At 62.0% G+C, this 13,543-nt stretch carries 14 protein-coding genes; 5 read left to right on the top strand and 9 right to left on the bottom strand.

The features are described from left to right. Positions 1 to 14: 14 nt before the first annotated feature. Together L904_RS09835 and L904_RS09830 are read left to right on the top strand one after the other, a co-directional pair. Entirely contained in the window at positions 15 to 656 is a 642-nt protein-coding gene (locus tag L904_RS09835) for a DUF1007 family protein (RefSeq protein WP_004433429.1), read from the top strand. Further along, positions 650 to 1,699 carry a nickel/cobalt transporter gene (locus tag L904_RS09830; protein WP_020812154.1) on the top strand — a complete coding sequence of 350 codons (1,050 nt, stop codon included), beginning with the start codon at positions 650 to 652 and terminating at the stop codon, positions 1,697 to 1,699. Before L904_RS09835 ends, L904_RS09830 begins: the two co-directional genes overlap by 7 nt. Here the strand turns inward: L904_RS09830 and L904_RS09825 are convergent. The 4 genes from L904_RS09825 to L904_RS09810 all read right to left on the bottom strand — a co-directional run bounded on the left by L904_RS09825 (position 1,696) and on the right by L904_RS09810 (position 4,355). Next, the gene (locus L904_RS09825) at positions 1,696 to 1,956 is read right to left on the bottom strand and encodes a hypothetical protein (RefSeq protein WP_020812153.1); all 261 of its coding nucleotides are present in this window, start codon (positions 1,954 to 1,956) and stop codon (positions 1,696 to 1,698) included. The genes L904_RS09830 and L904_RS09825 overlap by 4 nt on opposite strands. Then, positions 1,943 to 2,635, bottom strand: a complete 693-nt coding sequence (locus L904_RS09820) for a GNAT family N-acetyltransferase (protein WP_035262102.1) — start codon at positions 2,633 to 2,635, stop codon at positions 1,943 to 1,945. The genes L904_RS09825 and L904_RS09820 overlap by 14 nt, the downstream gene beginning before the upstream one ends. Positions 2,636 to 2,912: 277 nt before the next feature. Further along, complete coding sequence (locus tag L904_RS09815) at positions 2,913 to 3,608, bottom strand: tellurite resistance TerB family protein (RefSeq protein WP_004445183.1); 696 nt, start codon at positions 3,606 to 3,608, stop codon at positions 2,913 to 2,915. A gap of 108 nt (positions 3,609 to 3,716) precedes the next feature. Further along, a complete protein-coding gene (locus L904_RS09810; RefSeq protein WP_004433419.1) occupies positions 3,717 to 4,355 on the bottom strand; it encodes a 2-dehydro-3-deoxy-phosphogluconate aldolase in 639 nt (212 codons plus the stop codon). Between the two features lie 171 nt (positions 4,356 to 4,526). Here L904_RS09810 and L904_RS09805 point away from each other — a divergent pair, with 171 nt between their 5' ends. The 3 genes from L904_RS09805 (at position 4,527) to L904_RS09795 (ending at position 7,127) form a co-directional block, all read left to right on the top strand. After that, positions 4,527 to 5,015: a CYTH domain-containing protein gene (locus tag L904_RS09805; protein WP_004433417.1), complete on the top strand. Its 489-nt coding sequence runs from the start codon at positions 4,527 to 4,529 to the stop codon at positions 5,013 to 5,015. Further along, positions 4,999 to 5,907 (top strand): CHAD domain-containing protein, encoded by a 909-nt coding sequence (locus L904_RS09800; RefSeq protein ID WP_020812152.1) that lies wholly within the window; start codon positions 4,999 to 5,001, stop codon positions 5,905 to 5,907. The genes L904_RS09805 and L904_RS09800 overlap by 17 nt, the downstream gene beginning before the upstream one ends. Positions 5,908 to 6,182: 275 nt before the next feature. Next, a complete protein-coding gene (locus L904_RS09795) occupies positions 6,183 to 7,127 on the top strand; it encodes a rhodanese-related sulfurtransferase (protein WP_020812151.1) in 945 nt (314 codons plus the stop codon). A 228-nt stretch (positions 7,128 to 7,355) separates the two neighbouring features. Here the strand turns inward: L904_RS09795 and L904_RS09790 are convergent, their stop codons facing one another. From L904_RS09790 to L904_RS09770, 5 genes are all read right to left on the bottom strand, one after another. Next, positions 7,356 to 9,599 (bottom strand): bifunctional diguanylate cyclase/phosphodiesterase, encoded by a 2,244-nt coding sequence (locus tag L904_RS09790; protein WP_020812150.1) that lies wholly within the window; start codon positions 9,597 to 9,599, stop codon positions 7,356 to 7,358. A 258-nt stretch (positions 9,600 to 9,857) separates the two neighbouring features. Then, the gene (locus L904_RS09785; protein ID WP_004433407.1) at positions 9,858 to 10,637 is read right to left on the bottom strand and encodes a MetQ/NlpA family ABC transporter substrate-binding protein; all 780 of its coding nucleotides are present in this window, start codon (positions 10,635 to 10,637) and stop codon (positions 9,858 to 9,860) included. 33 nt (positions 10,638 to 10,670) lie between these two features. Then, positions 10,671 to 11,339: a methionine ABC transporter permease gene (locus L904_RS09780; protein ID WP_004433403.1), complete on the bottom strand. Its 669-nt coding sequence runs from the start codon at positions 11,337 to 11,339 to the stop codon at positions 10,671 to 10,673. Further along, positions 11,329 to 12,369, bottom strand: a complete 1,041-nt coding sequence (locus L904_RS09775) for a methionine ABC transporter ATP-binding protein (RefSeq protein WP_035262106.1) — start codon at positions 12,367 to 12,369, stop codon at positions 11,329 to 11,331. The genes L904_RS09780 and L904_RS09775 overlap by 11 nt, the downstream gene beginning before the upstream one ends. Positions 12,370 to 12,736: 367 nt before the next feature. Then, positions 12,737 to 13,366, bottom strand: a complete 630-nt coding sequence (locus L904_RS09770; RefSeq protein WP_020812148.1) for an NAD(P)H-dependent oxidoreductase — start codon at positions 13,364 to 13,366, stop codon at positions 12,737 to 12,739. Between the last annotated feature and the right edge of the window lie 177 nt (positions 13,367 to 13,543).

The following is a 13,543-nucleotide window of genomic DNA, read 5'->3' as shown; positions in this document are numbered from 1 at the left end:
GGACAGACCGGATAATGAACAGACGCTTTTTGCTCCTCGCGGCCGGCCTTGCCTGCGTTCCCGTCGCCGCGGCGGCCCATCCGCATATCTTTGCCGAAGCCCGCATGGAAATCGTCGAGGGGCCGAACGGCACCGTTCAGGAAGTGCGCAATATCTGGCGTTTCGACGAGATGTTCTCGGCAAGCGTGGTGATGGATTACGACAAGAATAGCGATCTGAAGCTCGACAAGGACGAGCTGGCCGAAATCGGCAATACCGTCCTGGAATCGCTCGCCGAATATTCCTACTACACCTTCATCACCGCCAATGGAAAACCGGTGGAATTTTCCAAGCCCGAGGCCATTCACGTGGACTATAAGGATCAGCAAATCCTGATGTTCTTCTCCGTGAAGCCGACCAAGCCTCTGGCCGTCAAGGGCAAGCTCAGCTTCGGCGCCTGGGATCCGACCATGTATACGGCGATCGACTTCGCCAAGGACGGCGATATCGCCACGCAGGGTAAGGATCTGAATGCCTGCAAGCATCATGTCGTCCGTCCCGATCCCGACGAGGTGATCTCACAGAACCAGGGCACGCTCACCGACGCCTTCTTCAACGATCCGACCGGCACCGACATGACCAAGCTCTTCGCCACCCGGCTGGAGGTCTCATGCTGAGCCGCAGGGCCGGCCTCTTCGCCGTCGCCATCGGCCTCATTGCCGTGGCCGGTGCGGCCCATGCGCAATCGCCGCTCGGCATCGGCTCGGCCGAACCTTCCTTTTCCGTCAGCGGCCCCTTCGCGCCGCTGATGCAATGGATCAATGTGCACCAGCAGATGTTCTACCGTGCGCTGACCGGCGCGTTGAAGGCCATGCGCGAGGATGGCTGGGCGCTCAGCTCGCTGATCGGCCTCTCCTTTGCTTATGGCGTTTTCCACGCCGCCGGCCCCGGTCATGGCAAGGCGGTCATTTCGTCCTACATGATCGCTAACGAGACACAGCTGAAACGCGGCATTCTCATTTCCTTCGTCTCGGCGCTCATTCAGGGTGCGGTCGCCATCGGCCTCGTCGGCGCGGCCTGGCTGGTGCTGCGCGGCACCTCCATCACCATGACGAAAGCCACGCAGGCGATGGAGATCGCCAGCTTCGCCATGGTGGCGCTGTTCGGCGCCTGGCTGCTGGTGCGAAAACTCTGGTCACTGCGCACCCGGCGGGAACCCGTTCCCGTATTCGCCACGACGGGCGAGGCATCGGTGGCCCGAACCAGCGGCATGGGCACAGGGCTGCGGTTCCAGGGCAAGCCGGTCTTTGCAGATCACGACCATGACGGCACCGGCGATCTCTGCACCGCCTGCGGAAAATCCCACGCGCCCGATCCAATGCTGCTGAAGGGCAAGAACTTCAGCCTGCACGAGGCATGGTCCGCCATCATCGCCGTGGGGCTCAGGCCCTGCTCGGGCGCGATCATCGTCATGAGCTTTGCGCTTCTGAACGGGCTTTATCTCGGCGGCGTGCTCTCCGTCCTCGCCATGTCGCTCGGCACCGCCATAACGGTATCGCTGCTCGCCATCATGGCGGTCTCGGCAAAAGGCCTCGCCGTGCGTTTCGCCGGCCCCGGCAGCCGCAGGGCAGCCGGCATCAGCCATGCGATCGAGATCGCCGGTGCGTTGTTCGTGCTCATCATGGGGCTGTTGCTGCTCGGCGCGTCGCTTAAGCTCTAACCGTCACGGCGACGCTGGTAACGCGCGCGCAGCCAGAACAGCAGGAAGAAACACAGCACCGCCACCGTGCCGAAGGCAGCGGCGAGCCAGGGCGAATAATCGCCAAGCCACAGCATGATCTTCGGCATCACAAAGAAGACCAGCCCGAAACCGACGATGATTAGGGCGGCGGCGATGGCCGGCGACCAATCCTTCTTGCCGGGGCTCGGCTTTTCAGGCGCCGGGTTTTCAGGCGCCGGATTTTCAGGCAATGGCATCGGCAAACTCCGCACGGATATCCTCAAGCTTGCGCTTCTGCGCGCCGTCGGCCGCAAAATTCTCCGGCGCAAGCCAGGCTTCGAAGGCCTTGCCGATCAGCGGCCATTCGCCGTCGATCATGGAAAACCACGCCGTATCGCGGTTCTGCCCCTTCGAGATCATATGCTGGCGGAAGACGCCCTCGAAGGTGAAGCCATAACGCTTCGCCGTTATCTTGGAGGGCTCGTTTTCATTGTGGCATTTCCACTCGTAACGGCGATACCCCAGATCCTCGAAAACATGTTTCGCCATCAGGTAATGCGCCTCGGTGGAAAGAGGAGAGCGCTTCATCTTCGCGCCATGGGCGACAGAGCCCACCTCGACCACGCCATTGGCGGGATCGGGCCGCATATAGCTCGCCATGCCGACGATATCGCCGGTGGCGTTTTCAACGAAGACCAGTGTGACCCAGTTGAGCTTCTGCCCCGCGCCGACGAGCCAGTCGCCGAAAGCGTCGGCATCGGGAAAGGCGCTTTGCGGGAAATATTTGAGCAGCGCATTCACGCCCTCGCCGCCAAGTGCGGCCCAGAGCCTTGCGAGATGTTTTTCGAGATCGAACGGCTCCGCCGTCACGTAACGGCCCTTCAACACCACCGGCTGCGGCGGCGGACATCCCTTGAAATCACTCAGATCGCGCATTCTCTTCCCCATTTGCTGGGAGAAGGATTAGGGCAAGCGGGGCGGGATGACAACAGTGCATGTGGGGTGAGATGCGGTGGCCGTGGTGGGGGTGGCTCACCCCCCTCTGCCCTGCCGGGCATCTCCCCCTCAAGGGGGGAGATCGGCCTGCGGCGACCTCTCGGCCATCTTCAACGTTGCGAGTGAGCGAGTGTTTCCTTCTGGCTGATCTCCCCCCTTGAGGGGGAGATGCCCGGCAGGGCAGAGGGGGGGTGAGCCACAGCCTCCGAGGCTATCCTCAAACCTTCGCCGCCACCACCGTCGCCTCGATATGGTCGACCAGCGCATCCGGCAGCCCAAGCCGCCCGGCCAGAAGATCGAGATACCCCCGCTCCGCCCGTGTATCGGCCTCGATGGCAAGCCGCGAGGCGGTGTAAAGCTCCACCTTCTGCTCTTCCGTGCGGGCAGCAGCCACCAGCGCGTCGATGTCGAGCGGATCGGCCAGTTCCTTTTCGAGGAACCGCTCGGCTTCGCTATCGAGGCCGGAGACCTGCACCTTGTCCATGATGTTGGCGCGCTCCTTCTCATCGATATGGCCGTCCGCCTTGGCGGCGGCGATCATCGCCTGGATGAGCTTCAGCGCAAAATCATTGGAAAGGGCTGGCGATTGTGGATGGAAGGCGGAATCGGCAGGCGGGGCGAGAAGCTCCGGCTCGGGTTTCGGCGCGGCTTCAGGCGCCTGGCCGGACTTGTAATTCTTGTAGGCGAGGTAACCGAGGCCTGCGATGGCGGCGACACCGCCAATGGTGGCGACATTGCCGGCAAGCTTGCGGCCGGTCTTGGTGCCCAGAATGGCGGCGGCGAGCGCGCCGGCCTTGAGCGGATTGTTCTTGGCGATATCGGCGGCCTGCCCGGCTCTGTCACGGACGCTTCCCGAAAGGCCCGGCACCTGCGAGCCGAGGAATTGTTCAAGAAGCTTCTTGGCGTCGAACATCAAAATCTCCTGTAAAGGTCAAATCTACAGGGGAGATAGGAAGCCGAGGGCCGAATACAAATGTCAAACCCGCTCACGCCTTCGTGAACGGGTTTGACAGGATGCAAATCAGGCGCGCAGTGCGGCGGCTTCGGCGGCAAGCTTGGTGATGCCCGCCCAGTCACCCGTCGCCACCAGTTCGCGCGGGGCAACCCAGGAGCCGCCGACGCAGACGACGTTCGGCAGGGAGAGATAGTCATTGGCGTTCTTGAGCGACACACTGCCGGTCGGGCAGAAGACGGTGCCGGCGAGCGGCGAGGACAGCGCCTTGAGGTAGGGTGCGCCGCCGGCCTGTTCGGCGGGGAAGAACTTCAGCACCTTGTAACCCTCGTCGCGCAGCGCCATGACTTCGCTGGCCGTGGCAGCACCCGGAAGCAACGGCACTTTGGAACCGCGCGCGGCTTCCAGCACGCTTTTATTGATGCCGGGGCTGACGATGAAGGTGGAGCCGGCTTCCGCCGCCGCTTCGAAATCCCGGGCATTGAGAATGGTGCCGGCGCCGACATTCGCGCCCTCCACTTCCGCCGCAACCGCGCGGATGGCATCGAGCGCTGCCGGCGTGCGCATGGTGATCTCGATCGCCTTCAGGCCGCCTGCGACCAAAGCGCGCGCAAGCGGCACGGCGGAAGCGGCGTCATCCACGATCAGCACCGGCACGACCGGCTGGAGCTTGAGGATGGAGAGCAGTTTTTCGGAGTCCTGGGCCAAGATGAGCCTCCCTTGCGCAATTGAAACGATTGAAATTCCGTCTACCGATTAGCCTGCCTCGGCTTTCATGTCGAGGCGCGCCAGCCGCATTTTTATCCAGATACTTCAATCAATTCGCTTCATCGCACTATCATATTGCGATAATCTGGCGCCCCAGTTCGCGGAGACAGCATGGCCAAGGAAATTGAACGGAAGTTTCTTGTTGCAGGCGGTGAATGGCGCAATGAGGTCACGCATAGCATGGCTTTCCGGCAGGCATATGTCGCCTCGATGGAAAACCGCTCGGTCCGGGTCAGGATCGTCGACCGGCGCGATGCGACCCTGACCATCAAGATCGGCGCAAGCGCGCTGGTCCGCGACGAATATGAATATTCCATACCCCTCAAGGACGCCGAAGAGCTGATGGCAAGCGCGCCGGGCGTGGTGATCGAAAAAACCCGCCACACTGTCGACCACGGCGGCTTCACCTGGGAAGTGGATGTTTTCGAAGGGAAATATCACGGGCTGGTGGTGGCGGAAGTGGAAATGAACGACGAGAATGCCGATCCCGATCTGCCGTCCTGGCTGGGCAGGGAAGTCACCGGAGACAAGCGCTTCTCCAACCAGTCGCTCGCCATGGACTGTCCGAACGGAGACTTGCCGGATGCCCTTCAGAATTGATCCGAAAAAGCCCTTCGACAATGAAATCCGCCGGGCCGGGCTGGAGCTGATCGACGACACGGTCACGATCCTTCGCGACCAGCCGTCCGGATCGCACGAGGCCGTGCACGACGCCCGCAAGCGGTTCAAGCGGCTGCGCGCCCTCTATCGCCTCATCCGCAAGGCGGCTCCGGATTTCGGCCGTGAGGAAAACGCCCGTATTCGCGATATCGCCCGCTCCCTCGCCTTTGCGCGCGATGCAACGGCGCTGGTGGAGACGGCGGAATATCTCGAGGCCTTCGCGCGTTCCGATGCGCAGGGCGAAGCGCTGCGCTCGATCACCGCGATGCTGCGCGCGCGCCGCGACGACGCCATAGAACATGAGGCCGGTCTCGACGAGGCCATTGCCGCCGCCATCGCCGGCTGCGGGGAAGCGCGCCAGAAGCTCGAGGACCTGTCGTTGCCGGATGAGTTGAAAGACACCGCCCGGCTGCTCAGGAGCGCCTGGGCGAAACAGAGGAAAACGGCGCGCAAGGCGCTCACCGATTGTCACGAGCAGGCCGACGTCGAGCATTTCCATGAATTGCGCAAGTCCGGGCAGGCCTATTGGATGCATCTTGGCCTGATGCGCCGGCTCTGGCCTTCCGCCATGCGCGCCAAGCGGGCCGATACCAAGCGGCTGGTGGATCTTCTTGGCCACGAGCACGATCTCTCGGTTCTCGCCGCCGTCGCAGACCGCGAGCCGGAGCGTTTCGGCAATGGCGAGCGGCTGGCCCTGCTGCTCGATGCCATCATCGAGAGGCAGCAGGCGCTGCGCACGGAAGGTCTTGCGCTGGCGAACGAGGTGTTTTCCGAATCCGCCCGCACCGAAAGCCGCATCGTCGGCCTGTTGTGGCGGCAGGCGGCGAAATAGGCTGGAGACAGCGTGAAAACGTCCCGCCGGGCTCGGCGTCATCCTCGGGCCTGTCCCGAGGATCTGCAACGTTTCGATTTTGCGCGACGTGATTAGATCCTTGGGACAGGCCCAAGGATGACGGAAGACAGGTCTTGCGCTTTCACCGATGTCGGATTTGAGGCACGAAGCGCCTCCCATTTGCCCCACTCCGGCAGATATTTGACGATTTTCAAAATACCCGAACCCGCCGATAAATATTGCTTTGCGGCCGCCGTCGCTGTATTTCAGCGCCCATGACCGACACGACCATTCTCCCCCGCCCGGAAGTCTCTGGTGATTTCCTTGTGGCCGCGCTTTATCATTTCGCCCGCCTGCCGCGGTTCGAGAACCTGCGCGAGCCGTTGTTTGCGCTCTGCCAGGAAAACGGCGTCAAGGGCACGCTGCTGCTTGCCGCCGAAGGTATCAACGGCACCATTGCCGGGCCGGATGCGGGCATTCACACCGTGCTCTCCTTCCTGCGTGCCCAGCCGGAATTCGCCGCGCTGGAGCACAAGGAAAGCCGCGCCTCGCACATGCCTTTCGTGCGGCTGAAGGTGAAGCTCAAGAAAGAGATCGTCACCATGGGCGTGCCGGATATCGATCCGAACCGCATCGTCGGCACCTATGTCGACCCGCGCGACTGGAACGAGCTGATCTCCGATCCGGATACAATCGTCATCGACACCCGCAACGATTACGAGACCGCCATCGGCGTCTTCAAGGGCGCGGTCGATCCGCAGACGAAAACTTTCCGCGAATTTCCCGACTGGGTGAAGAACAATCCCGGCCTGCACAACAAGCCGAAGATCGCCATGTATTGCACCGGCGGCATTCGCTGCGAAAAGGCCACCGCCTTCATGAAGGAACAGGGTTTCGATGAGGTCTATCACCTCAAGGGCGGCATCCTGAAATATCTGGAAGAAGTGCCGGAAGAAGAAAGCCTGTGGGAAGGCGCCTGCTTCGTCTTCGACGAGCGCGTGTCGGTGGTGCACGGCCTTGCCGAAGGCGACCACCAGCTTTGCCACGCCTGCCGCAACCCGATTACGCCGGAAGTGCGCCTATCCCCCAAATTCGAGGAAGGCGTGTCCTGCCCGAGCTGCTACGATGACCGCAGCGAAGAGGATCGCCAGCGTTTCCGCGACCGGCAGCAGCAGATCGAACTGGCAAAGAAGCGCGGCGAGCGGCATCTGGGGCGGTAATCCCCGTCGGCTATCGGACTGCATAACGGTTGGGGTTTGTTTGAGCGGGCGCCGCGTGTTTCTTCTCGCCGTCGGGGAGAAGTCCGCGGCAGCGGGATGAGGGGGCAAGCTCTCCGAAATCCGGCGACGTCGCCCCCTCATCCGACCCTTCGGGCCACCTTCTCCCCGACGGGGAGAAGAAATGGGCCGCACCTTCAGGTGATCAAGAATGGGTGGAAGTAATCAGCCTCACGCCCCTGCCCGCAACGCAAAGAGCGGCGCGTCCTGCCCGTCCAGCATGGCGGTGATCTCTTCCGCCGCGACCGGTTTCGAGAACAGGTAACCCTGCAACTCATCGCAGCCGCACAGATGCAGGATGGCCGCCTGCTCTTCCGTTTCCACGCCTTCGGCCGTCACCGGAATATCGAGCGACTTTGCCAGCGCCACGGTGGCCTGCAGCATTTCCAGCGACCGGCCGCCCTTGTCGAGCGCCATGATCAGCGAACGGTCGATCTTCATCCGGTCGAAACCGAAGCGGCGCAGATAACCGACACTGGCGAAGCCGGCGCCGAAATCGTCGAGCGCTATATGCAGGCCAAGCTGTTTCAGCTTGTCGATGGCGGCACTCGCCCGTTCCGGATGCTGGATGAAATAACCTTCCGTCATTTCCAGCCGCAGCCTTTCGGGCGGCGTCTGCGTCGCGTCGAGAATATCGGCCACATGGCCGGAGAAGGCCGGATTGCGGAACTGCACGGGAGAGATATTCACCGAGAGCTTGATGGACGGCCATTGCTGCGCCGTCTCGCAGGCCTTGTGCAGGACGAGAAGGCCGAGCCGGTCAATAAGGCCGCTGGTTTCGGCAGCCGCAATGAAGATATCCGGCGGCACGAAGCCATATCCCGGCCGCTGCCAGCGGGCCAGCGCCTCCACCCCGGTAATACAGCGCGTGGCGGCGCTGACGACCGGCTGATAGACCACCTGTATCTCGTCGTTCAGAATGGCGGAGCGAAGATCGGCTTCGAGCTGCAGCTTTTCCTCGCGCAGCGCATCCATCTTCAGCTCATAGGAAACGTAACGCCCGCGTCCGTTCTCCTTGGCCTGATACATGGCCATATCGGCACGCCGCAGCAACTCCTCGCCATTGATATCGCCGGCGCGGGAAACCGAGGTGCCGATGCTGCAGCCGATGCTCGCCACCCTTTCACCGATGCTGAAAGGCTCGGTAAAGAGTTCGAGAAGCGCCAGACACAGTTTGCGACCTTCGGCCCAGACATCGTTGCCCTGAATGGCGATGGCGAATTCGTCGCCGCCGAGCCGCGCCAGCACCGCGCCTTCCGGCACCAGCACTCTCAGCGCCGCCGCCACGCCCTTGATCAGCCGGTCGCCGGCGGCATGGCCGTAGGAATCGTTGATTTCCTTGAAACCGTCGAGATCGAGATAGAGCAGCTTGATATCCGTCTTGTCATGGCGGCCCCTGTCGACCATGCGGTTCAGCCTGGCGAAGAGCCCGGCGCGGTTGCTGAGCCCGCTCAGCCGGTCGCGCAGCGCCTCCTCCCGCGCCGCCGCCTCATCCGCCTTCAGGCGGTCGAGCGTGGCCGAACCGATGATGAGCAGCACCAGAAAAAACGTGCCGGCAATGCCAAGCGCGGTAAAGACGACCGGACGCGCCTCATGAAAGCTGACATCTCCCGGCAGGTGCGACCGCCAGACGAGCCGGGCCAGCACCTCCCCCAGCGGATTGACGATATCCACATGGTTGGCGGCGGGCCCGTCGCCATATTGCAGTTCCAGACCGTCGATGACGTAATTGCGGGCAAGCTTGTCCACCGTCGCCTGCTTGAGATGACGGGCGAAAACCAGGTAACGCCGCTCCGCACCGACCGGCGGCAGCGCCCCGGACTTCAGCCGCACGAGCGCGACACCCGCGGCGGCGATACCGTCGCGGGTCTTGACGAAACCGGTCACCTGCGAGGTGATACCCGGACGCATGGAACGCACGCGCTCGATCATTTCCCGGAGGCCGCCGGCAAAATAGGCGTCCGGCTTCCATGCCACCGGCTTGCCGTCCTGATAGGCCATGCGGACCTTGCCGTCCTCATCGATGACCACGGCCGTATCGAAGAGATCGTTATTGACCGTCATCTCGCCATAATTGCTTGCCACCCAGTCGAACCGATCAGGGGCATAGACATATTCGGCGGCATCGTCCCAGGCGGCGTAGTCGTTCAGCGTCGCGCCGAGCTGTTCGCGAAAAGTGACGAGGGCGCCCGCCGTCGTCTCGCGCGAACGGGCATTGTCGAGCAGGTTGGCCTTTTCCCGGACCTGGCTCAAGGCGGATAAAACCAGCGCGGTGACGATGATAAGCACCAGCGCGAAGGTGGACAATACGACGCCCACGGCGGTTCTGCGCCCGACCGGCAAATAGTCCCCAATGTTGCGCGGCGCAATCCGCATAAAATCCCCTTCGAAAGCATCATCTTCCGAAGGAAACATTCAAAAGCGGTTAAGCCGCATTGTGGCCCCGCCCCAAAAAACTACGGGTATAAAACGACAGTCTGGCAGAGGCGCTGAAAAATCCTTCCCTGAAATGCCCCGGGTTTTTCATGGAAGGCGGATTTGCGTCCGTCCGGAAAAGAAAAAACCTCCCCCGCGAACGGGAGAGGTCGTGATTTTTTTAGACCGGGATGGCGAAAAGTGTAAGCGGTTTTCGCCTTAAATCCCGGTCTCATCCTGCTCTCGTGCTGGAGCGGCTTACCAGGACGGGATGACCGTGCCGTTGTACTTTTCCAGAATGAATGCCTTCACTTCCGGGCTCTGGTAGGATTCAACCAGCGTCTTCACCCACGGCTTGTCCTTGTCCTGCGCACGAACGGCGATGACGTTCGCGTAAGGGGACTTTTCGCTTTCGATGGCGATGGCGTCCTTCTTCGGGTTCAGGCCGGCAGCAGTGGCATAGTTGGTGTTGATGACCGAAGCGTCGGTATCGTCAAGCGAGCGCGGCAGCTGGGCGGCGTCGAGTTCGACGATCTGGATGTTCTTCGGGTTTTCGGTGATGTCGGCAGGCGTTACCTTGAGGCCGGCTTCTTCCTTGACCTTGAGCACGCCCTTGGAAGCGAGAACCAGCAGCGCGCGGCCGCCATTGGTCGGGTCGTTCGGAATGCCGACGGTTGCGCCGTCCTTCAGCTCGTCGAGGTTCTTCACCTTCTTCGAATAAACGCCCATCGGGGTGGTGATGGTGGTGCCGACGCTGACGAGATCGAACTTGCGGTCAGCGATCTGGTTGTCGAGGTAAGGCTGGTGCTGGAAGGAGTTGGCCTGCAGCTCGCCATCGGCCAGCGCCTGGTTCGGCACGACATAGTCGGAGAATTCGACGATATCGATATCGAGACCCTTGGCGGCCGCGATCTTCTTCACCTGCTCCATGATCTGCGCGTGCTCGGCGGGGGTTACGCCGATCTTGATGGTCTCGGCCAGCGCCTGACCGGCGGTGAAGAGAGCGGCGAGCGAGGCCGCGAGAATGAGTTTCTTCATGGGTGTCTCCTTGGGTTGTTATTATAAACGCAGTTAATTCTTCCGGGTCCGCTTGTCGAAGCTGCGGGCCAGCCTGTCGCCGGCGCTCTGCACCAGCTGCACCAGCACGATGAGCACCAGAACCACGACCAGCATCACATCCGGCATGAAGCGCTGGTAACCGTAGCGGATGCCGAGATCGCCCAGCCCGCCGCCGCCGACCGCGCCGACCATGGCCGAATAACCGATGAGGCTGACCAGCGTGAGCGTAAGCGCCAGCGTGATGCCGGGCTTGGCTTCGGCGAGCAGAACCTTGGTGACGATCTGCAGCGGCGTGGCGCCCATGGCGCGGGCGGCCTCGATCAGGCCCTTGTCCACTTCGCGGATCGCCGCTTCCACCAGCCTTGCGATGAAGGGCACGGTTGCGACCGTCAGCGGCACGATGGCCGCGCTGGTTCCGATGGAGGTGCCGGCGACGAGACGGGTGAACGGAATGATCGCCACCACCAGAATGATGAAGGGCGTGGAGCGCGCGGCGTTCACGACGAGGCCGAGGATGCGGTTGGTCATCGGCGCCGGAAACAGCTCGCCCTTGCCGCTGGTGGCAAGGAAAACGCCCATGGGCACGCCGATCAGCGAGCCGACGATGCCGGCAACGGCGACCATGTGCAGCGTTTGCAACAGGCCCTTGGAAAGAAGGCTGAACAGCATATCAGGCGACATAACCGAGCACCTCCGTGTGAAGACCGGTCTCAGCATAAAAGCGATTGGTGCGGGCGGTGACATCCGCCGAGGCCGGATAGGAGACGACCAGCGAGCCGAAGGGCTGGCCGGAAATTTCCTCGATGGTGCCGGCAAGGATGTTCACATCAGGGCCGATTTCGGCGACGAGGCGCGCCGTCAGCGGCTGGAAGGCCGTCTCGCCGAAGAACACGAGGCGCACCAGAACACGGTCGCCTTCCGCCGCCTGCGGTTTCAGGCCCGAAGTGACCCAATGCGGCAGCTTCACGCCGACCGAGGACGACAGCAGGCTGCGGGTGGTCTCATGTTTCGGTGCGGTGAAGATATCGAAGGTCGTGCCTTGCTCAACGATCAGGCCCCTGTCGATGACCGCCACCTGCGAGGCGATGGTCTTCACCACCTCCATCTCGTGGGTGATGAGCAGCACGGTGAGCCCCAGCTCGGCATTGATGCGCTTCAGCAGTTCGAGAATGGATTGCGTCGTTTCCGGATCGAGCGCCGATGTCGCCTCGTCGGAAAGGAGCAGCTTCGGCTGGGTAGCGAGCGCACGGGCAATGCCGACACGCTGCTTCTGGCCGCCGGAGAGTTCCGCCGGATAACGCTTCGCCTTGTCGGAAAGGCCGACGAGATCGAGCAGCGGCGCAACGCGCGTTTCGATCTCCTTCTTGCCCATGCCGGCGATTTCGAGCGGCAGGGCCACATTGTCGAAAGCGGTGCGCGAGGACAAAAGGTTGAAATGCTGGAAGATCATGCCGACGGAACGGCGCAGCGTGCGCAGGCTCTTTTCATCGAGCGCCGCGACATCGACGCCATCGACGACCACGCGGCCGGTCGAGGGCTTTTCAAGGCCGTTGGCGAGGCGGATGAGCGTGGACTTGCCGGCACCGGAGCGGCCGATGATGCCGGTGATGGAGCCTTTCGGCACGACGTAGTCGATACCGGCAAGGGCTGCGAAGCCCGGCTTGCCGCCGGCGCCGCCAAAGGTCTTGGTCACGCCTTCAAACGTGACCATAGGCTCCTTTGCCGACCCTTCAGGGACCGCCTGTTCTTGGCGCGCGGGGGATGCCGCGCTGGATGGAAAACTCATTGTAAACTCTGGGAATGCGTGACGGATCGGGTCTCAAAAAATCCTGTTGCGGTGCTGAACCGCTCTCTTCATGCAGCCTTCTGGCACATTCGATGACAGCTGATTTTCCGGGTCATTTCGTCAGGCTTTCACTCAGAAATGCCGGGGATCGGCAATTCGATGGCGCATACTTGCCCGCACACGCCACCTTTTAACAGGGATGTTTTTTCAATTATCTGAAAAGAGAGAAAAAATCTACCGCAAAGCCGCCTCGGCAGCCCTGCGGCAGTCAAGATTTTGCGAGTACCCTGAATCAGACGCGGCTGACGAATTCATCGGCCGGGCGGCGCACCTTCTTCAGGTTCACCAGCCAGTCGCCTTCCGGCTGGCGATAACCGAGCGGCAGGATGGTGACGGAGCGCAGGCCCTTCTCGCGCAGGCCGAGGATTTCATCGAGCTTCGCCGGGTCGAAGCCTTCCATCGGGGTGGAATCCACGCCCTCGAAAGCGGCCTGCGCCACGGCCATGCCGAAGCCGATATAGGCCTGACGGGCGGCGTGTTCGAAATTCACCTGCTGATCGCGCTGCGGATAAGTGGAAAGCAGCATCTGGCGATAGGCTTCCCAGCCTTCATTCTTGATGCCGCGTTCTTCATTGACCAGATCGAACATGCGGTTGATCCGCTCTTCGGTGTAATTGTCCCATGCCGCAAAGACCAGCAGATGCGAACCGTCGGTGACCTGCGCCTGGCTCCAGGCGATCTCGCGGATCTTGGCGCGCACTTCGGGATCGGTGACGACGATCACCTCGAAGGGCTGAAGACCGCTGGAGGTGGGAGCGAGCCGCGCCGCCTCGACAATGCGCTCGACCTTGTCTTCCGACACGGCCTTGGAAGGATCCATTTTCTTGGTGGCGTAACGCCAGTTGAGTTTTTCGATAAGCATCTTCGTTTTCCCTGGGAGGACCAACCCGCCCTGCCCCTTGGACGCCAGAACGGGTGCTACGCCTTCGTAGCCCGTCTGACATAGGAGGCGGGACGGCGCGCGCAAGCAGGCACCGCGGGGTAACCGATAAAAAAGTTTGGAAAACTGATAATAAGGGGAGAGAACTTTATTGCGGCG

It is taken from the genome of Agrobacterium sp. LY4 (genome assembly GCF_001526585.1).
GTDB lineage: Bacteria > Pseudomonadota > Alphaproteobacteria > Rhizobiales > Rhizobiaceae > Agrobacterium > Agrobacterium leguminum.
Note: the sequence above shows the minus strand (reverse complement) of the source record. Positions and strands in the feature narration are given on the sequence as shown.

What these genes read in the sequence shown, in the direction of transcription:
- L904_RS09835 (WP_004433429.1), top strand. Translation starts at nt 15, where the DNA reads ATGAACAGACGCTTTTTGCTCCTCGCGGCCGGCCTTGCCTGCGTTCCC.
- L904_RS09830 (WP_020812154.1), top strand. Translation starts at nt 650, where the DNA reads ATGCTGAGCCGCAGGGCCGGCCTCTTCGCCGTCGCCATCGGCCTCATT.
- L904_RS09825 (WP_020812153.1), bottom strand. Translation starts at nt 1,956, where the DNA reads ATGCCATTGCCTGAAAATCCGGCGCCTGAAAACCCGGCGCCTGAAAAG.
- L904_RS09820 (WP_035262102.1), bottom strand. Translation starts at nt 2,635, where the DNA reads ATGCGCGATCTGAGTGATTTCAAGGGATGTCCGCCGCCGCAGCCGGTG.
- L904_RS09815 (WP_004445183.1), bottom strand. Translation starts at nt 3,608, where the DNA reads ATGTTCGACGCCAAGAAGCTTCTTGAACAATTCCTCGGCTCGCAGGTG.
- L904_RS09805 (WP_004433417.1), top strand. Translation starts at nt 4,527, where the DNA reads ATGGCCAAGGAAATTGAACGGAAGTTTCTTGTTGCAGGCGGTGAATGG.
- L904_RS09800 (WP_020812152.1), top strand. Translation starts at nt 4,999, where the DNA reads ATGCCCTTCAGAATTGATCCGAAAAAGCCCTTCGACAATGAAATCCGC.
- L904_RS09795 (WP_020812151.1), top strand. Translation starts at nt 6,183, where the DNA reads ATGACCGACACGACCATTCTCCCCCGCCCGGAAGTCTCTGGTGATTTC.
- L904_RS09790 (WP_020812150.1), bottom strand. Translation starts at nt 9,599, where the DNA reads ATGTTTCCTTCGGAAGATGATGCTTTCGAAGGGGATTTTATGCGGATT.
- L904_RS09785 (WP_004433407.1), bottom strand. Translation starts at nt 10,637, where the DNA reads ATGAAGAAACTCATTCTCGCGGCCTCGCTCGCCGCTCTCTTCACCGCC.
- L904_RS09780 (WP_004433403.1), bottom strand. Translation starts at nt 11,339, where the DNA reads ATGTCGCCTGATATGCTGTTCAGCCTTCTTTCCAAGGGCCTGTTGCAA.
- L904_RS09775 (WP_035262106.1), bottom strand. Translation starts at nt 12,369, where the DNA reads ATGGTCACGTTTGAAGGCGTGACCAAGACCTTTGGCGGCGCCGGCGGC.
- L904_RS09770 (WP_020812148.1), bottom strand. Translation starts at nt 13,366, where the DNA reads ATGCTTATCGAAAAACTCAACTGGCGTTACGCCACCAAGAAAATGGAT.